Origin of the sequence: Labedaea rhizosphaerae, from assembly GCF_004362825.1 — a bacterium.
GTDB classification, from domain to species: domain Bacteria; phylum Actinomycetota; class Actinomycetes; order Mycobacteriales; family Pseudonocardiaceae; genus Labedaea; species Labedaea rhizosphaerae.
Map to the genome: position 1 here is coordinate 605,279 of NZ_SNXZ01000003.1, position 18,406 is coordinate 623,684.

Genomic DNA, 18,406 nt, shown 5'->3' on the forward strand with positions numbered 1-18,406 from the left:
CCAGTGGGTAAACGGGATGTTGCTGCTGAGGGCCAACGCCATCAGGTTGCGGGTCAGGCTCCCGCGCTCGTAGGGTCTTCGTTCTCGTGACGCTCGTCGTCGGGGTCGAGGTCGCTGGTGTCCTTGACGTCGATGTCGGCGCCGTCGACGAGGTCCTCCAAGCTCCCGGACCACAGCTTCCGGCGGCCCAGGGCGATGTGCGTGAGCTCGTACACGTCGCTCATGCGGAGGTTGCCACTGCCCAGGTTGGACATTGACCGGCCGCGTCCGCTCTTCTCCCACTTGTAGATGTCGCGCGAGCTGACGACGGATTCGATGGGGTTCTCCGGGTCGTCGTCGAACCGAACGGTGACGAAGAGGTCGCTCACGGCGCGGTCACCACCGCTCGGGTCACCGAGGCCACGGCCGAGTAGTCGACGTACGCCCGGCCCGGGTCCGGGCCACCGATCGGCCGGCGGTACGCGGTGCTGGACAACGGGATCAACGTCGGAACCGGATCCACCGGCACGGCCACCACGCGCTCGGCGACATCCAGGTCACCCGACACCTTCTCGGGCGTCTGCACGGTGACGGTGATCGCGCCACTGCCCGCGTTCACCACGGCGAGGTAGTACCGGCCCACCGGCACCACGTCACCATCGACCGTGGGCGCGGTCAGCGTCGGCTTGAGCCCGGCGCCGGGGACTGACTGCGCTGCAACGGATGTACGCGCCATGATCAGGCCACCCTCTCGTACGTGAGCCCGTCGCCGAGGGAACCGAGCACCTGGAAGGTGACCTCGCTCTGCTCGGTGTCGCGGGCGTCGCCGCCGACCGGCGGCGCTTTGATGACCAGCTGACCGCTCCAGCGCACGTGCTCGCCCACGATGTCGGGGTGGTGGTCGAGCACGAAGTCGGCCACCTCCTTGTTGTGGGCGTACAGGTAGTCGCTGATGCCGTTCTCCCGCCAGTCCGAGTAGAACGTGCACTGCAGCGTCGGCTCGCCGTCGGTCTCCTCGATGAACGAGTTGGGCGTCGGGTTCTCCGGCGTCGACGCCTCGCTGCAGAAGGTCCACTGGCGGTCGCCGTCGTCCTCGCCCGGATCCATCGTCCAGCTCTGCAGCTGGCAATCGAAGCTCTGGCCGCCGATCGTGAACACCACGACCTTGAGCCTGCGCTGCTGGACCATTACAGCCCCACCTCCACAGTCAATTCGTAGGCGGGCAGCTCAGCGCCGCTCACGGGGTACAGGGTTGGCGTGGCCGAGGCGACGGCCACGGGTTCGAGCCCGTCGAGGGCTGCGGTGATCTTGGGCAGGAGGCTCCACATCAGAGGCAAGGTCTTGGCGTCGGCCTTGCACACGAGGAACACCGGCCACGTGGCGCCCGATGGCGAGTAGGTGCGGGAGTATGTCCCCCACGTCAGCGTTGGTGCGCCGAGCACGATGCCTGGTGGCTGCACATCGGCGCCCGGGTTGGTGTAGACGCGCATGCCGTCCACGTTGGACAGCGCCTCAACGAGCAGCGCAGCGGCCTCAGCGACCACGCTGCTGGGCTCGGTGGTCTCCTCGCTCATGCGACCACCGCCCGCGCGTGCCGGCCAACGCGCAACATCTTCTCGATGTCCGCGTCGAAACTCGGCACGCGAGAGTTTCCTTGCTCGGCCATGGCGATCAGGGCGTCCGGGGACCGGCGCCGCGAGTGCCAGCGCCAGGCGAGCCGGACGGTGCCGAGTGCAAGATCCTGTGTCGGCACCTTGATGGGCCCGTCCGGGTCGCCGGTGTAGTTGACGTCCGAGCGCTTGCGCTCGACGTACGCCACCGCCGCGTCGAGCACGAGCTGCAGCTGCGCGTCGTCGCGGTCGTCGGCGCCCGACTCGCCCTGCTGATGCATGTCCAGCTTCAGCAGCGCGAGGTCGGGCGGCCAGGCGGTGGTCACTCGGTGGCGTCCTTTCCGGACTCGTTGGGCTGCTCTGCAGCGGCGGTCACTGTGTCGCCCGGCTGGTCGCTGGCCAGGAAGGTGAGGCCGTCCCCGGTCTGGGCCGAGGCCTGTGCCTGTGCCTCGTCTTCGCCGTTCTCTCGCTCCTCAGCGGTCTCGTCGGCGTCCTCTTCGTTGACCGGGGTCAGCTGCGACTCGGGTCGCCAGCCGTACTCGGTGAGCACGAAGCCGCCCGCGCGCACCGGCTCGTTGGAGCCGGCCACGGTCGTCACCTGGACGGGCTCGGTGCCGCCCATGCGGTAGGCGTTGGTGACGGCAGGCAGTGGGCTTCGCTCGTCGACGTCCACCGCCTGGCCGTCGTCGGCCACCTCGGGCGCTGGCTCCGCGTCGGGCGCGAAGTCGTCGCCGTGCCCGGTGGTCGAGCCGCTGGCCGTCGGCGCGGCCTGCCGGGCCGGGTCCTCGAGCTGCTCGTTGGCCTCCGGCTGCGCGTCGGCGGCCTTGGGCTTCTGCTGTGCCGGCCGACGCCGGGTTCCGCGGGTGGCCATCAGGCACCCACCGTGTGACGGATCGCGGTGATGCCGACGGGACGCAGCACCTCGGTCGCGAAGTAGCCGAAGAGCGCGAGGTCAATCAAGGCCGGACCATTGCGCTCTTCGAACCGGAAGGTGAGCAGCCCGCTCTCCCAGGCCCAGACGTCCTGGTCGTTGAACGCCAACAGATCGGCGTCGCCGGCGGCGTTGCCGGTCATCGACCAGGTGGGCTGCAGCGGCAGGCCGTCGAGGTTGTAGCTGTTGGTCACGACGTTGGCCGAACCGTAGGCGTTGACGCCTGTGCCCGCGGGGAGCAGCGGCCGCCCGTCGGCGTCCACCGCGGTGGCGACCGCGCTGGTGCCTTCCTGCGAGAGGTGCGCGCGGTTGAGCGGCGCGAAGCGGCGGAACGGGTACAGCGCCAGTTGGGCGCGGGCGGCACCGAGGAACTCCTTGCCGCCGAAGGTGCCGGCGGCCGCCGACCCACCGGTGCTGGTGGTGACCTGCGCGCCGGACGGGACGAAACCCGCGGTGATGGTGCCGCCCTGGCCGTTGGCGCCGTCCAGCTTGGCGTAGACCTTCTGCTCGGTCTGCTGCGAGTAGGACTCCTGCATGGCGTTCATCGCGATGGCGTCGATGGCCGGGTTCGAGCTGTCGACGATCTCGCGGGTGAGCTGGAACAGGCCGCTGATGCCGCCCGGGGTGACCGTGACGGTGCCGACCGAGATGGTGCCCGCGGTGGGGTTGGTGCCCTCGACGTGGTCGGCGGACAAGCCGGACGAGCTCACGAACTTCGGCACCGTGAACGGCGTGGCGTCGTTGATGGTGCCCCGGCTGACCGAGTTGACCAGCGGCCGGTTCTTCATCAGCTGCGTGACGTAGAGGTCCGGCCGGTAGCCGGGCGGGACGACCGCGGCCGCGTTCGAGGTGTTGGCCGCGAACATCGCCATGGCAGCCTGCTCGGCGGCGTCCTTGGTCTGTGCGGCGAACTTGTTGAGGCGGTCGCGGGCGTCGGGGTCGCCCTCGGTGCGCGCCTTCCAGGCGTCGCGGACCATGGAGAAGCCCTGCCCGTTCATGCTGTAGACAGGCGCCTCACGCGTCACGACGGCGCGGCCGGCGGGCACGACCTCGCGCTCACTGAACTGCGGGAACGGAAGCGCCTCGATCGCTGCCTTAACGCCCGCGGTCACCGCGTCGGTGAGCCCGGCGGTAAACGCAGCCGTGTCGAAGGGCAGCGCGGTGGCCTGCACGGTGGGCGGGGCCGTGGTGGTGGTTGCCGCGCCGGCGTCGGCAGCCGGGGCAGCGGGGGCAGCGGGCTGCTGCTCGGTGACCGGTGCGGTCATCTCGGTTTCCTTCCCTGGGGTTTCCGGCGCTGTCGCGGCCGGAGATGCAGTGGCACTGGCCACCACGCTGGTGAGCCGCGCGTTGTCGTACGCGGGCGTTGCGGTGATCGCGACCTTGCGCAAGGTGGCGGAGTGGACGAGGCAGACCGTGTCGTCGGTGGGGTCCGTGGTCCAACCGTCGCCCTCGCCCGAAAAGTCGACGTACACGCTGAAGCCGTCGCGAACGCCGTCCTCGGCGAGCTGCAGAATGCGGTCGCCGTCCGCGCCACGGGCGACGCGAAACGTGCCGTCGAGCCCCGTGCGGTTGGACTGCAACCGAACGGCCACGCCCATTTCGGTGCCGTCGATGTGGTTGTCGTCGAGCTTGACGCGGTTCTCGGCACCCCAGTGCAGCGAGCCCTCAGCGAACTTCCACCGGCGTCCGTTCGAGTACGCAACCTGGTTCCACGGCACGGTGAGACCTGAGACGGTGCGCTTCTCCGGGTTGACGCGGAACTCGGCGTCCACATCGGACAGCGCGAAACCTACCGTCACGCTCTCGGCGGTCGCGGATGGTGCTGTGAACGCCAGCGCGGGTTCGCGGCGGGTGTTCTGCACGGCGTCGCCCTCCGGGTTGTCCTCTGTGGTCGGATTCGCGGCCGCGCCGGGCTCGGCAGCCGGCTCGGCGGCGGCGGTTGGGTCCAGGAACGGGTCGACGTCGGCGCCGAGGCGGTTGAGGATCACGCGGGCTTCCTGGACGGTCAGGACAGGGCCGACGCCGAGGTAGATCTTTTGTACGGCCTCGACGAGCGCACGCGTGTCAGCCGCGGTGGTGTCCTCGGGAGGTGCGGCGGCTGCGGCCGCATCGGCTGCGGCCTGGATGCGCTTGGCCTCGGGTATGGCGCTGGGGATGTCCTCGAGCTCGGCGATGCGCTCGTCGTCGTAGACGCCGACCTCGCGGCCGATCTTGTAGGTCTCCATGCGGGATTGGGTGTCGCTCCGCAGGAATCCGGCGTACTGGACCCGCGCGTAGTAACCGCGCGGCAGCACGTCGTTCATGCTCAGCCGGCCCTCGATGGCGGCGACGTAGGCGGCCAGCGTGAAGTCGATGAGGTCGAGGCGTCGCTGCTCGGCGTTCGCGTAGGTGCGCGAGGTGGTGCTGACGCCGAGCTCTTCGGGGTCGATACCCGCGTGCCGGCTGATCTCGAGCACGGCGTAGTCGCGCATCGAGGCGAGCTGCAACTGCTCGGGGTTCCACTGCAGGGTCTTGGCTTCGAGCGCGGCTCCGACGTAGCCCCACGCCCGCGTGCGGCGCGCGGCTTCCCAGTTGTCGAGCACCGTCTGCACGTCGCCCTCGTCCTGCTCTTCCTGACCTTCGGCGGGACGGAAGTAGCCGAGCGGGAAAGGGCTGTCCGCGTTCGTGGCGGCGGTGCGGTCGAGCAGCATGGCGATGCGGATGGCGCGCGCCGCGGCGACCAGCAGCGGGTCGTTGGGCGAGTCGATGCGGATCAACTCGCGGTCGGGCACGTGCTCCCAGGCCATGCCCTGCGGCGCCCCGGTGTCGCTGGACACGTAAACCCGCGCGTCCTGCCGCACGTTGACCGAGCGCGGTTCGAGTCGCCGGACTTTGGTGGGGAAGCCGTGCCAGCCGAACTCGGTGATGCGCAGCCAGCTGACGCCCTCGAACAGCATGTCCTCGACGATGCGGGTCATGGTCACCGACCGGGCGACGTCGACCTCGGGCTGCTCGACGAGCGGGTTCGGGACGCGGTTGCGCTTGGCGTCGTGCACGTAGACCGGCAGCACGCCAAGGGTTCCGGCGATCAGGTCGCGGGAGCGCTTGACGGCAGCAACGGTCATGGCCTCACGGCGGCTGACGCGCTGGTCGAGGGAGGTTGACGCACCGTTTGCAGCGAGCCATTCCGGGGTGGCGTCGAGCGCGAAGCTCAGCGGGGCAGCCTCAGTTCCGGGGTTGGCGAACGCGCCGGTGTCCTCTCCCGACACCGGCGCGCCCCGCCAAGAGCCCAGCACCCTCAGCCAATCCCACACAAGCCCAGTGTCGGGAGGGGTATTGACAATTCGGCCGCGCGCGACACGCCGTGATCAGGCGGCCGGCCGTCCATGAACGACGATCGGCTTGCGCGGCGGCGGCGGCAGCGTGCGGGCGAGGTGCACCGCGCCGCTGGCCCCGTACACAGCGTCGACGTGGCCGGCGCCCTTGCGGATGAAGCGCCAGGTGTCGCCCGCCCAAAGCTTCTCCGCGCCCTCCACCTGGTCGTCGAGCAGCGGATCGTGGCTATGCGCGATGCCGCCGCCGTCGACCGCGACGGCGAAGCCCATGCATACGGCAGGGACGTCCCGCCGGATCTCCTCGAACTTGACGCCCTTGGGCGGCCAGCCTTCGCGGCGTTGCTCGGTCATCTCGGTCGCGAGCCCGGCGGCCGGGCCGCCCGGGAACCAACCCACCTTGCGCGGGCGGATATCGCCGACCTTCTCGCGGAACTCCTTGCGGAACCTGGTTGTCCATTGCGGACCGTCCCATGCGGCCACGACCTCGACTCGCACGCGGCCGTCGGCGAGTACGGCCGCGGCGACAAGCGTGGCGTGCGCGTTGTCCATCGACACGTCGAGGCACAGCACGACGCGCCTACGCACGCTGAGGAGGTCACCCGGGTCAGCGCCGTTCTCCCATCCGACCGGGCTGATGGCGGGGTCCATGCGGGGCACGCGGATGCACATGTTCTCGGTCTTGAAGCCGGCGAGCTTCTTGCCACCCTTGGCGACCGCGGTGGCGGCGTCGCCGAGCAGCGCGTCCTGATCGTTGCGCCGGTTGAGGTTCGGGTTGGCCTGCGCGAGCGCGCGCACGTCCAGGGGATCGGCACCAGGCAAGCAACTCCACTCGAACAGCCCCAGGCGGCTGTCGCCCTTCCCGGTCCGGATGTAGGTCAGGGCATCGTCGCGCATGTCGTTCAGCACGATGCTGTTGTCGTTGCCGGCGTTGCTCATGGCCCAGATCTGCGCGTCGGGCACAGCGTTGGTGGCGGGCACGCTGGCGTCGTGGGCGCTGTAGTCATGGTGCTGGCGGAGCTCGTCGAGCACCAGGCGGTCGATGGTAAGCGAGCGGCCGCCCTCCTCGTTGCTGGCGGCGATCTTGTACCGGCTGCCCTCGTCCAGCTCGCGCTCGTCGGCGTCTGATCGCCAGAACACCTGCTCACCGTTGGCCTTACGGATCGCATCCCGGTGGGTGATCTCCGGCCGGAACTCGCGGACCCGCTTGGCGAGCTTGATGGCTTTGCGCCACGACTCGGCCGCGTAGTCCAGCTTGGTGCTGGTGCCGAGCACCATCTCGACGCGGTCGATGAACAGCCAGAACAGCGACAGCACAACCACGACGTGCGTCTTGCCGTTCTGCCGGGCGACCAGCACGAGCACCTTGCGGAACCTCGGCCTGCCGTCGGGCAGCAGCTCGCCGGCGTGGATCACGAGCCACTGCTGCCATGGGTCGAGCGGCGCCTTGAGCGTCTCGTCGGCGAACTCGATCACGTCGAACCCGTAGGAGGTGTCCGGGTTGAGCTCGCGCAGCGGCGGCGTCCAGAGCCGCGGTTCAGTGCTCCCCAGCACCCGCCCGTTGGGCCCGAGTAGCCCGACGTCCCTTGAGCTCGTCGTACTTGCCAGGTCCACCACTGTCACCTGCACCACCTCCCCCACGGCCGGCGGCCGCGCGCACTCGCGGCGTCAACCCCAACTCGACCAGCGCAGCCAGCAGCTTGGGTCCGAGGTCGGCGAGCACGGTCACGGCGTCGACGCGCTTGCGCAGGCGCTCGATGCGCTGCCACTGGTCGTCGTCTTCGGGCTCGATCAGCGCGGCCTCGTCCGCCCACACCTGCGCCTCTTCGATCACCGCGGCGTAGCGCTTGGCCAGTGCGACGAGCCCGGCATCCGTTGGCGCCGACTGGCTGATCTTGGCGGCGGTCAGTCCCTTTTGGACAGCGTTGGCCACGCTTGGTGACAACCGGTCGGTCATGGCGAAATCCGGCGGTGGTGCGTGGGGAGAGAGAGCGGACACGGACGCGGGTGTCCGACCCACCCCCCACCCGGGAAAAACCGCAGGTCAGAGCGTTGAGCCCTGTTTCCGCAGGTCAGAGGCTTGTAAGGCACTGTGTGTCACCACCTTGTTCGTGGTTGCGGCGCCGGGTCGGGCGCCTTGGTTGGGTCACCGATGGCGTTGTTGCACGAGGGGCAGGCCGCCACCATGTACGCAGGGTCATCACCTGATGCCTTGCCCTGCGTGTGGTGCGCCTGGGTGGCTGTGCCCTCGCATTGGTGAGGGCGTGCGCCTTGTCGTGCGCACCAGCCATCGGCGTGCGCACGGCAGCGGTGGCCGTCGCGGTCGAGCACCAGCTGGCGCGCCTTGCGGTACGCCCGGGTGCTGCCCTTGTCCCACGCCTTGCTCATGCCGAGTCCTGCCAGGCGAAGGCCGGCGCGCTCGGCTCGGCCACGATCCGCACGCCGAATAGCTCGGTCTCCATGCACCGCACCAGCTCGGCCAGCGCCGCGTCGGCCTCGGCCTCGGGTACCTGCACGTCCACCTCGTCGTGCACAGGCCAGAGCGTGCAGGTGCCCCAACGTGTGTCCTGCCAGCGGATCAGGGCGTCGATCAACAATTCCCTGGCTGTGCCCTGGATCAGGTAGTTGGGCGCCTTGTGCGGCCAACGCTTGTCGAGGTGGATCACGCGGCCGCTGTAGGTCGGGTACTGCGTGCCGCCCTGCTTCACCGCTTGCCGCACCTGCGCGGACCACGTGGCCACGCCAGGGCAGATCGCGTCGAGCGTGGCGGCAACAGCGGCCGCCTCCGACTCCGGGATGCCGAGGGTGCGCGCGATGCCCGGGATGCCGGAGCCGTAGAGCCTGCCGAACACCGCGCGCTTGACGTGGTAGCGGTTGCCCTTGGTGGCATTCGGCCCGTAGACCTGGCGGGCGATCAACCAGTGCAGGCCGTCGCCCTCGCCTCGGTCTTCAGCGGCGATCAGCTGCGCGAGCGCCATGTCACCGGACAGCGCGGCCGCCACGCGCAGCTCAACGCCGGAGAAGTCCGCGCTGATCAACAGGTGCCCAGGGTCCGCGGTGATGCACGCGCGCACGCCGCCCTCCCGGGGCAGCTGCTGGAAGTTCGGCCGCACGCAGGACATCCGACCGGTGTCGGCGCCGAGGGTGTAGATCGTGGGTCGGGCACGGCCGTCCCCGTGGCGCACGAGGTGGTGGTACGGCTTGAGGAACGTCCCGATCACCGTGTCGTGGTGCCGGAACGCGAGCACCTCGCGCGCCAGCTCGCCCACGGGGTTGTCCTGCTTGGACAGTGGGGTCAGCACGGCCTCGGCCACGCTCGGCCGCCCGCTCTTGCCCGCAGGCTGCAGGGGCGCGCCGAGCGCGAGCAGAGCATTGCCCACCTGGACGTCGCTGCCAGGGTTGTCGAGCTGACCCAGTTGGCGCACGCGTTCGCCGTGGTGCGCCCGCAGCGGCTCGTGCTCGGTCATGAGCCGTTCCACGTGCTCGCCGTCGATCCGCACACCCCGGTAAGCCACGCGGGCGGTCATGCGCTGCGCGATCCGCTCGCGTTCGTGCACGGCCGGGTCGGGCTTGGGCAGGTCCTGGTCGAGCGCGCCGGTGTCGAGCACGTCGCTGGCGGCGTAGATGGCCATGGTGCGGCAGCCGAAGTCCACCTGCGCCCATCCGGAGCGCTCAATGGGCGTGTCAACCTTGGTCTCGGTCAGCCACTTGCCCGCGGCGAAGAGGGCCTTGCGTGCCTCGTCGGCGGCCGGCGCGGTCGCATCCGGGCCGAGCACCGCGGCCGAGATCAGTTTGAGCCCCGGGTCCGAACCGGTCTGCCGGGGGTCGGCGAGCTTGGCCGGGATCACGGTGTCGTCCATCCGCAGCCACGCCTCGTCGTAGTCGATCAGCTCGGCGTCGGCGAGGGGCACGAGATCGGCCGTCGCCGAGTGCGCACGCAGCCGGGGCGCTGTGGCGATGCGGGTGCCGATCAGCTCGGCGTGCTCGGCCGGATCGAGCACCACAGCGGCATGCCGGTCGCCGAGCTGCACGGTGCGCAGCGCGTACAGCTCGTGGCCCACCGGGTAGCCCGAGGTCTCCACGTCCACGGTGAGCCCGCCGGAACGGCTGGACGCTGCGTCGATGACCGCGGCCGCCTGCCCGAGGTCGAGGGGCAGCACGTTGCCCGCACGGTCCACCGCGAGCGGCAACGGCAACACCTCGCCGGCGGCTGCGGCGATGGCCGCTGCACGCTCGGCTGCCTTGGCCGCGCGCTTCTCGGCCGCCTTCTGCTCGCGGATCGCCGCGCGGCTCGGCTTGACCCCGGCGTCGACGAGCTCGCGGGCACGGTCGCGCACCGGCTCGCCAGCCGCCTGGCGCTGAGCGCGGATGATCTCGGCCTGAACTGGGCCGTCCGCGAGCAGTTTCGCGGTGATCTTGGCCGACTCGGCAAGGCGTGACCAGTTGGCCGAACCCGGAACACGCTGATCAGCAGCCGGATTGACCAACTCGTGTGACCGGTTGTAGGTCTCCGCCGGTTTCGCCTCGGGTGCGCGCGTACGCGCGTCATGCGCGCGCGCATGTGCGATAGGGGTGGGTGAACTGGTCACACTGGTCACCGAAGTTCCGAAAACCGGGGTGTGAGCTGCGGTTTCCGTGGTGTGACCGGTTGCCGTTGAACTGGTCACCAACTGGTCACCAGCGAGCGAACTGGTCACAGTTGGCCGGCCCAACCCAGGTCCCGCCGGACTCGTCGCCGTCGTCGTCGTCGTCGGAACGGGCAGCAGCGGAGCCCATCCGCCGGGTCGGCGCAGCCGCAGCGGGCGGAACTTGCCGTCTCGGCGAGGCTCGGCCGGGTGGCCGAGGCCGGTCAGCTCACGGCCCCAGCGGGTCGCTGAGGGCACCGACTTGAGTCCCATGTCCCGGCACCACGTCACGAACGCGCGGTACAGCTCGCCGGCCTTGGTGCCGGTCGCGTCCGGCTCGGTCTCCTCCTCCACCCAGTTGGTGATCGGGTCCTGCTCGGCCGCGATCTCCTCGGCGCGCAGCCGGATCGAATCGGGTGCGGCCGCGGTGAGCGCGCTGGACCGGTCGGCCAGCCACCGGCCGGCTTCGTGGATCAGTTGTGCGAGCACGCCGGGCGCCTCGGCGCGCCACGCCGCCCCGTGGGTCTGACCGATCGCCGCCCGGGCAGCGCGCACGGTCTCCTCGTCGCCTTCGCACGGGATCAGGCGCACGCGGGCCCGGATGGCGGGGTCGGTGAGCACGGGCTCGTCGTTGGCGGTCAGCACGAGCGTGTGCGTGGGCCGGAAGCTGATCGGGTTGCGGTGCATTTGGTTGGCGGTGAGCATGGCGCCGCCGGTGATCTGCTTGAGTCGTTCCTGGGCCCATCGGCCTTCGCGCGGGCCTTCGTCCACAAACGACAGCCGCCTGCCGCGCAGGGCGTAGACGATGGACGCGTGCGCGGTGTCGGCTGCGCCGAGCAGCCTGGGATCTGCGGCGTGCGCGTAGCTGCCGAGCACGGACATGACCAGCTCGACGGTCTGCGACTTCCCGCGCCGGGTCTTGCCCAGCATGATCGGCATCGCCGCGTCCGGGTAGCCGGTGAGCGTGATGGCCAGCACGCGCAGCGCCCACGCACGCACCTCGGGGTCGGGCATGACGGCCGCCAGGAACGCGTCCCAGCGCGGCGTCGGCAGCCCGTCGACGGGCAGCACGGCGGCCGAGTGCAGGTGCGGCGTGCCCGGGTCGAGGTGCGCGGGCGTGAGCACGTCGGCGCTTGCGCGCAGGTCCCACGGCACTCCCCCGGCCCAGAGCACTTCGGGCTCACGGTCGAGGTCGCCGAGCTCGACCGCGGACGGATGCGTGCCGGCGGCAACGAGCGCGGCCATCTTCCCGGCCACCTTGCGCGCACCGCCGTTGTCGAGGAACCGCTGGCGCTTCTTCGCGCGGTCGAACTCGTCGGAGCCCTTCTCGGCGTCCGGGTTGCCGCGCGGCATCAGGCCGGCCAGCTCGGCGACCGCCCACTGCGTGAGGTCCCCGCGGGTGTCCCAGCGCACCGGGCCGCGCAGCAGCCACGTGCCCGCGTCGGCGGCGTAGCGCAGCGCCGGGCCCATCCGGTCGAGCGCGGCCGCGGCCAGGGTCTGGTCCGAGCTGCCGCGCGGGTCGAACGGGTGCACGCCGATCACCTCGCGCACCGACCACACCCGCGCGGGCGCGATCGGTTGCGGGTCGGTGCCGTCCGGGGTGTCGTTGGCCGGCGCCGGGGCGGCTACCTCGAGCCTGCCGACGAGCAGGCAGGGGTCGCGGTCGACCTGGCGGCCGCCGTACTGGGTGACGGCCTTGCGGGCGGCGGTGAGCAGGATCCGCTCCCACTCGTCGCCGCGGTCCTCGCCCGCGGTCACCTCGAACCAGAGCACGCCCAGGTCGTGCAGCGCCGCGCCGACGCCGGCGTGGCCTGCGGCGGCCAGCTGGACGAGTTGGTAGACGCGCTCGGTCGCGGTGTCGTGGCGGCCGCCCTCGTCGGCCTGGCCGAGCTCGGCGAGCGCGCGCTGCGCCGCCGAGTAGATCTCGGCGCACGCCGGGCGGCTGTCGTCCTCGAGCTGCGCGAGCAGCACTTGCCCGGCGTCCCGGCTCGCCGCGGCCGGCCCGGCCTCGGTGGCGCCTTCGCGCAGGCCTTCAATCCAGCGCGCGGGCAGCTCGGGTAGCTCGATCGGCTTGGGCACCTCGCCGTCGGGCAGCGGCCGCCCGTCCGGGCCGTACCAGCGGTACCGTGCGCCCTCGCCCGCGGCCGGGTTGTCCGAGGGCGCCACCACGGCGTAGCGGTGGTGGCGCTGAATCACCTCGATGTCCGGACCGAGCTTCGTGCGGTACCGGCCGCTGGGCACCCGGAAGAACAGGATCCGGCTCGGCCCGGCCGCGGTGTCGGTGCCGCGCGCCGTCGAGCACCAGGTGTCCGGCAGTGACCCCCACTCGGCTTCCCGCGCTGCGAGCGTCTCGGCGCCGCGCTTGGCGACCTTGCCCTTGTCGTAGTGGTCTACATCGACCCCGATCACGGCCCACTCGCCGTTGTCCGGCAAGCGAAGCGCGATCGAGTGCGCCCCGTGGCTGCCTACCCACTGCACCAGCTGCAGCGGCTCGGTGTCGCGCCCGTCCGCGCCCGTGAACCCGACCGGCGGCGGGTGCTTGGTGTGCGCGGGCACCGGCAGGATGCACGGCCACCCAGCTTGCTGGTAGCCGAGCACCCCGGCGGCGAACGCCCCGGCTGGTGGACCTGGTGGCGCGTCGTCGATCACGTGTCACCCCCGCGCAGCTGCCGCAGGTTGGTCTGCTGGACAGCCGGGTCAGCCTGGACGCCCGTGGCGTAGCGGGCACGCGCCGCGGCGAGCTCGGCCTGATGGGCAGCCTCGACGAGCATCCCGTACACGACTTCGTAAATCGTGTCCGGCGTCAACGCCGGCGGGTTGTTGCGGCGCAATACGTTCAGAATGCCGATGGCGAACTGTTCGGCGCTCACGTCCACCAGGAACGCGGTCGGTGTGCCCAGCTCGACCGGGTAGGTGTGCGCACCCAACCCGGATGGATCGCGCGGTTGCGTGTGCTTCGCGTGGATGACTACGTGCGTCGGCGTCCGGTCAATCATGACTTCGAGCCGGTGCCGCTCGATCACGACCCCGGCGATACCGGGAACGATCAGCGGCGGTGTGTCCCCGGTGACTTGCGCCCATTCGATCTCGTGCCGATCACGGTTCGGCCCACGGACGTTGACCGGCAGGTTGATCAGCTCAGGCCCGTGCTCGCCGACCACCGCAATGGGGGCGCGCGTGTCCGGCGGTCGGCGAGCCCCAGGACCGCGCGACAATCCGGGGAAGTCATCGTCCGGCAGCGGGTTCGAGCGGTGGGCGGCCCAACGGCTCTGGCACGTTTCGCTGCAGTAGTACGGGCTCGGGCCGTTCTCCTTGAGCGGCCGGCCGCACCCGCCGCACTCCTGCACGGCCACGGCGTCGATCGCGGCCAGGGTGGTGTCGAGGTCAGCCACGACGACCCGCCTCGATGTCGTCCGCCTGCTCGCGCGCCATCGTCGAGAAGATCGATGGACGCAAGGGGATCATGGGGCCGCGGTCGATCAACTCGGCGAATTCGCGCAACGTGGCAGCAGCCGCGACGCGCACCATGGCGGCGTAGTCGGGTTCGGTGGCGGCATTGCTGACGTGCCAGATGATCTCGGTCCGGCCGTCGTGCCCGTGGATCTGCTCCACCGCCTCGATGCCGTCCGGCCAGTAGACGTCCGAGGCGTATGTGCCTCGCCAGTGGACGGTAACGGTCTCGTCGGGCCATAGCACGCCGTCGGCGACGATGCCCGTGCCGGACACACCGGTGAGGTCTTCGTTGCGCTGTAGGTAGAACGTGCGCGCGCGCTCAGCCACGGGGCACCCCCGGGCCCTCGAATACGTGCAGCACGACCTCGTCGCCCGCGCTGTTACGGATCTGCGTCGTGCCGAGGTGAGTGAGCGCGTCGAGGTTGTAGGTGTGGCCGGTGCCGATCACGTGGAACAGCCGCGGTTCCACGCGCTTCTCGTTCGGGTCGACGGAAGCCCAGAGCATCGGCCGCATGTCCTGCTCGCCTATGTGCACCACCTTGGCGCCCACGGGCAGCACGAGTTGCTGGGGGCCGCCCTCAAGCCTGTACTTCCAGATCGTTGTGTTCGGCATCAGTCGTTCTCCTTACGGCTCAAGGGGTCGCGCGCGCCGGTGCCATGGACGGCGGCGTAGAGGGCGTGGCGGCAGGCATCGCGGGCGTGGCGCATGCCGGTGGTTAGCTCGGCGAGCCCGGCCACCTCGATGCGCTTGTCGGTGGCCCAGGGTTTGACCGCGCCCGCGGGGTGCTGGACGAAGCGGACGCCCTGCAGCTCGGCCAGCGCGCCGAGGATCATGCGCGCGGTCTCGCCCGCCTGCGCGGTGCGAGACCGGCTCGCACGACGACCGACCACAAAGGACTCGGCGGCGACGACGGGCACGGTCCGGATGCCTCGCCAACCTCGTGGGGTCGCGGTCAGCCCGTAGACGGCTGGGAGCACGCCGAGCGGGCTGGTCTGCAGCACGGCGCACAAGTCGGGGTCGAGCACGCCGTCGATGAAGTGCAGCGCCGCGATGCCTGTGGTCTGGCCCGGGTCCACGCCGACGACCAGCAGCGCGCTCACTGGAGGTCGTCCCGCGTGAACGGCTGCAGCCCGTCGGCGCGCCAGGTGGTCAGCGCGTCGGGCAGGAACACTATGATGAAGACCAGCAGCATGATCATGCGATCACGCCCGTGTCGCGCAGCAGGGTGTCGGCTTCCTGGCCGTCGCACAGGCCGGTGTGTTGGTCGCAACATTCGAGAGCGCGGTGTACGGCCGCCTCGGCCTTGCGGCGCAGCTCTGCCGGGTCCGGGTTCGGGTCACGCTTGTACGTGACGACGTGGCCCTTGGAAAGCGCGTGCAGGGCCTCACCACGGGCTCGCTGCAGGTCGGACAGCTCAACGCTGACCCGGTGGTTCGCCTGGCGCAGTTCGGCCTCGACCCCGGTCAGCCTGGCCACCTCGGCGCGCAGCGTGTCCAGCTCGCCTTGGCGGCCGTCCAAGTCCGGATCAACGGAATCAGGCACCACCACCACCACCACGCCGCCACCGCTCTGCTCAAGTACGGTCGTCCAGCTCACGTACCTGCTCGTGACAGGGTTGCACTTGACCCACGTCCCGCGCTGGGCCTCGAAGTCGATCCGGCGCCACCGCGTCATGTCGCCGGTTTCGGCGTAGTTGGCGGGCGCCACCACGGTCCCGCCCGGGGGCTCGTCCGGCAGCGTGATCAGCTCGCTCGGTTCGCTGAGCATGGCCGAAGGTGGCTCGCCCGGGAGCCGAGGCGGCTTCGGGTAGTCATCGCAGGCGTTGACGGCGTCCATCAGGCGGCTTCTTTCTGCTTGCGCGGCAATGGCTTGGGGTCTTCTCCGCCGAGCAGCTCGGCGACGATGCGGGGGTCTTGGACGAGGTCGGAGAGCTGCTGCGCCTTGTCGCGCAAGGCGTCGCGCACGCGGGCGTCGACAGTGTCGGCGGCCACGATGTCGATGACCTCGATGGACTCGTGGATCTCGCTGCCGATGCGGTGGGCGCGGTCCTCGGCCTGCAGGGCGTCGACGATCGACCAGGGGCGCTGCAGGAACACGACGGTGCGCGCCGCGGTCAGGGTGATGCCGACGCCGCCGGCCGAGGTGGTGACGCAGATTAGGTCCAGGTGGCCGGCCTGGAACGCCTCGACAGTCGCGGTGCGGTCCTTGGCGTTCTGCCCGCCGACGACGTACCCGACGCGATACCCGGCCTTCGTCGCGGCCGCGCCGGCGAGCTCGACGAGCTGCTTGCTCGGCGCGAACGCGATCACCGGGGCGGCGAGCTCGCGCGGACCTCCGCGCTCCTCGAGCACGGCCAGCAGCTCGTCGACCTTCCAGCTCGGGGCCTTGAGCTTCACGTGGTAGTGCGGGCGCTCCTGGCCTTCCCACGGGCCGCGCTCGGCTACACGCCACTCGACCTCGACGTCCGCGGCCGCCGCGGCGAGCATGTTCAGGCACGTGAGCTGCATCAGCACGCCCTGCGCGGGCAGCTCGTCACCGTCGGGCAGCTGCGCGAGCATGTCGCACTCCATCTGGTCGTACGCCTTGCGGTACGCGGCGGGCAGCTCGACCGTGCGCACCGAGTAGACCTTGGGCGGCAACTGGTCGAGCACGTCGGCCTTGGCCACGCGGCGGTGCTGGCCGAGGATGGCCAGCCGGAACTCGGCTTCGCGCTCCGGCAGCAGCCCCAGCACGTCCTCGTCGTAGTCGCCGGCCACCGTCAGGCAGTAGCGGCCCACCCACCGCTCGCGGGACGGCCACGCCGCATCGTCGAGCGCGTTCAGAGTCGGCCACAGGTCACTCGGGTTGTGCGTGATCGGCGTGCCGCTCAACGCCACGATCGGGCCGTTCACCTTGTGCACCGCGCGGGCGAGCCGCTGCACCGCCAGCGTGCGCTTCGCCGTCGGGCTCTTGATCATGTGGCACTCGTCGATCACGAGCGCCACGGGGCGCAGCTCGAGCAACGGCCGGTGCCCGGTGCTGCCCACCGGCGCGTCCCGCCGAGCCGTGTCGTAGCTCACCACGTAGACGTCCGCTGTGCCGATGAGGCGCCGCCGCTCGCCCTGGGTGCCGCGCCACGCCACCGTGCGCACCGTGGGTGCCCACGTCCGCCAGGCGCTCACCCACGAGTCCACGACGGACGCCGGGCACACCACCAACACCGGCACAACGGACCGTTCGCCATGCTGCGCGCCGTGCTCGGCGAGACCGAGGATCGTGGTGATCGTCTTCCCGGTGCCCGGCTCGTCCGTGATCAGCGCCGCGCCGGTCGCCGCGATCAGCCGCGCACCGTCCACCTGGTACGGCCGGGGCGTGAGCCCGTCGGGCGCGCGGTACGCCAGCGGCGTCTGCTCGCCGAGCTGGTGCTCGACAGCGGTCCGCCGCCCGGCCTCGGCAGTGATCCACTGCGCCAGCCGAGGTTGCGGCCGCCACGCCGAACCGAACGTGGCGGCCAGCTGCACCACGGCCGGCCAGGACACCGGCACCGTCATCCCGCCGGCAGGCAGGCCGATCTCGCCCGTCGGCTTGCACAGCGGGGTGACGGTGCCGAGCAGCCGGGCCGCGTATGCGACCGCGGCCGGCGCCCCGACGCCGAGCAGCACCACGCGGGTGCCGTCGGCGGTCAGGTCGGCGTACACCGCGTACGGCGGCACGGCGACCTGGGACACGGACAGGGCGGTGGTCATGCGGCTTGTCCGCCTGGCAGTTCGGTGTCGAAGCTCGCGGGCAGCCAGTCCAGTTCAAGCGCGCTGTCGACCGCGGCCGCGCGCACCGGCATCACCCATGCTCGGTAGTTGTCGCCGATGCGGACGTGGGTCGGCCTGTTCTGGGTTTCGCCGGGTACGAGGGTCACGTACTCGGTCGCGCCCCGCCGCTTCGCGATGCTCGCGAACAGCGCGAGGCACTTCGGCTGGTACAGGTGCGCACCACTGGTCTTCGGCAGCTCGTCGGTGAACACGCTCTGGTAGCTGCGGGTGCCCGACGTGTCGACGTTGACCTCGCAGTGCAGGGAGGTGCCGTCGACATCGATGTGCACGCACCGGCCGCCCCACTGCGACTTCGCGCAGCCCGTCACGGTGGTCAGCTGGACCTTGCGAGCTTTGCGGCCGATCTTCACGAGCTGGTCGAGCGCCTCGCGGAACAACCACACTGGTTCGGGCAGGGCACCGCGCACCTCAACGCGGGCGTGCGCGCCGATGTAGCGGTCGGTGGTCCAGCCGTGCAGCCACCCGTCGGTGGTGTGCAGCCGGACGCAGGTGAGGATCGGCAGTACAGGGTCGGTGCCGGCCGACTTGAGCAGGTCGGCGAGCATGCCGACGAAGTCGCCGGCCGCGATCGGCTCGACGGTGCCGAGTGGCGCGTCGTTGACGGTCTCGGGCTTGGTTTCGGTGGTGGTCATGTGGTGCGTGCTCCCATGTGGACAGTTGGTGTGGGCGTGGTGGGTGACCGGGGCCGTG

General features: G+C 70.8%; 17 protein-coding genes. All 17 read right to left on the bottom strand.

Annotated elements, in window-relative coordinates; translation table 11 throughout:
• Positions 1–53: 53 nt before the first annotated feature.
• Positions 54–368 (bottom strand): hypothetical protein, encoded by a 315-nt coding sequence (locus tag EV186_RS19900; RefSeq protein ID WP_133850820.1) that lies wholly within the window; start codon positions 366–368, stop codon positions 54–56.
• A complete protein-coding gene (locus EV186_RS19905) occupies positions 365–715 on the bottom strand; it encodes a hypothetical protein (RefSeq protein ID WP_133850821.1) in 351 nt (116 codons plus the stop codon). Before EV186_RS19905 ends, EV186_RS19900 begins: the two co-directional genes overlap by 4 nt.
• 2 nt (positions 716–717) lie before the next feature.
• Positions 718–1,167, bottom strand: coding sequence for a hypothetical protein (locus tag EV186_RS19910; RefSeq protein WP_133850822.1), 450 nt, complete (start codon positions 1,165–1,167; stop codon positions 718–720).
• The gene (locus tag EV186_RS19915; RefSeq protein ID WP_133850823.1) at positions 1,167–1,553 is read right to left on the bottom strand and encodes a hypothetical protein; all 387 of its coding nucleotides are present in this window, start codon (positions 1,551–1,553) and stop codon (positions 1,167–1,169) included. Before EV186_RS19915 ends, EV186_RS19910 begins: the two co-directional genes overlap by 1 nt.
• On the bottom strand, positions 1,550–1,915 hold the full coding sequence (locus EV186_RS19920; protein WP_133850824.1) for a head-tail connector protein: 366 nt from the start codon (positions 1,913–1,915) through the stop codon (positions 1,550–1,552). Before EV186_RS19920 ends, EV186_RS19915 begins: the two co-directional genes overlap by 4 nt.
• A complete protein-coding gene (locus EV186_RS19925; RefSeq protein ID WP_133850825.1) occupies positions 1,912–2,460 on the bottom strand; it encodes a hypothetical protein in 549 nt (182 codons plus the stop codon). Before EV186_RS19925 ends, EV186_RS19920 begins: the two co-directional genes overlap by 4 nt.
• A complete protein-coding gene (locus EV186_RS19930; protein ID WP_133850826.1) occupies positions 2,460–5,624 on the bottom strand; it encodes a phage portal protein in 3,165 nt (1,054 codons plus the stop codon). Before EV186_RS19930 ends, EV186_RS19925 begins: the two co-directional genes overlap by 1 nt.
• Positions 5,625–5,867: 243 nt before the next feature.
• Entirely contained in the window at positions 5,868–7,445 is a 1,578-nt protein-coding gene (locus tag EV186_RS19935; RefSeq protein WP_243754152.1) for a terminase, read from the bottom strand.
• A complete protein-coding gene (locus tag EV186_RS19940; protein WP_133850827.1) occupies positions 7,369–7,788 on the bottom strand; it encodes a terminase small subunit in 420 nt (139 codons plus the stop codon). The genes EV186_RS19935 and EV186_RS19940 overlap by 77 nt, the downstream gene beginning before the upstream one ends.
• Before the next feature lie 427 nt (positions 7,789–8,215).
• Positions 8,216–13,105 carry a DNA polymerase gene (locus tag EV186_RS19945; RefSeq protein ID WP_133850828.1) on the bottom strand — a complete coding sequence of 1,630 codons (4,890 nt, stop codon included), beginning with the start codon at positions 13,103–13,105 and terminating at the stop codon, positions 8,216–8,218.
• Positions 13,102–13,848: a zinc finger MYND domain-containing protein gene (locus tag EV186_RS19950; RefSeq protein ID WP_133850829.1), complete on the bottom strand. Its 747-nt coding sequence runs from the start codon at positions 13,846–13,848 to the stop codon at positions 13,102–13,104. The genes EV186_RS19945 and EV186_RS19950 overlap by 4 nt, the downstream gene beginning before the upstream one ends.
• Complete coding sequence (locus EV186_RS39485) at positions 13,841–14,236, bottom strand: hypothetical protein (RefSeq protein WP_208115694.1); 396 nt, start codon at positions 14,234–14,236, stop codon at positions 13,841–13,843. Before EV186_RS39485 ends, EV186_RS19950 begins: the two co-directional genes overlap by 8 nt.
• Positions 14,229–14,522, bottom strand: a complete 294-nt coding sequence (locus EV186_RS19960; RefSeq protein WP_133850830.1) for a DUF7352 domain-containing protein — start codon at positions 14,520–14,522, stop codon at positions 14,229–14,231. The genes EV186_RS39485 and EV186_RS19960 overlap by 8 nt, the downstream gene beginning before the upstream one ends.
• Positions 14,522–15,010: a hypothetical protein gene (locus EV186_RS19965; protein ID WP_133850831.1), complete on the bottom strand. Its 489-nt coding sequence runs from the start codon at positions 15,008–15,010 to the stop codon at positions 14,522–14,524. Before EV186_RS19965 ends, EV186_RS19960 begins: the two co-directional genes overlap by 1 nt.
• A 94-nt stretch (positions 15,011–15,104) precedes the next feature.
• Positions 15,105–15,746, bottom strand: a complete 642-nt coding sequence (locus EV186_RS19970) for a hypothetical protein (protein ID WP_133850832.1) — start codon at positions 15,744–15,746, stop codon at positions 15,105–15,107.
• Positions 15,746–17,635, bottom strand: a complete 1,890-nt coding sequence (locus tag EV186_RS19975; protein ID WP_133850833.1) for a DEAD/DEAH box helicase — start codon at positions 17,633–17,635, stop codon at positions 15,746–15,748. Before EV186_RS19975 ends, EV186_RS19970 begins: the two co-directional genes overlap by 1 nt.
• A complete protein-coding gene (locus tag EV186_RS19980) occupies positions 17,632–18,348 on the bottom strand; it encodes a hypothetical protein (protein WP_133850834.1) in 717 nt (238 codons plus the stop codon). Before EV186_RS19980 ends, EV186_RS19975 begins: the two co-directional genes overlap by 4 nt.
• Between the last annotated feature and the right edge of the window lie 58 nt (positions 18,349–18,406).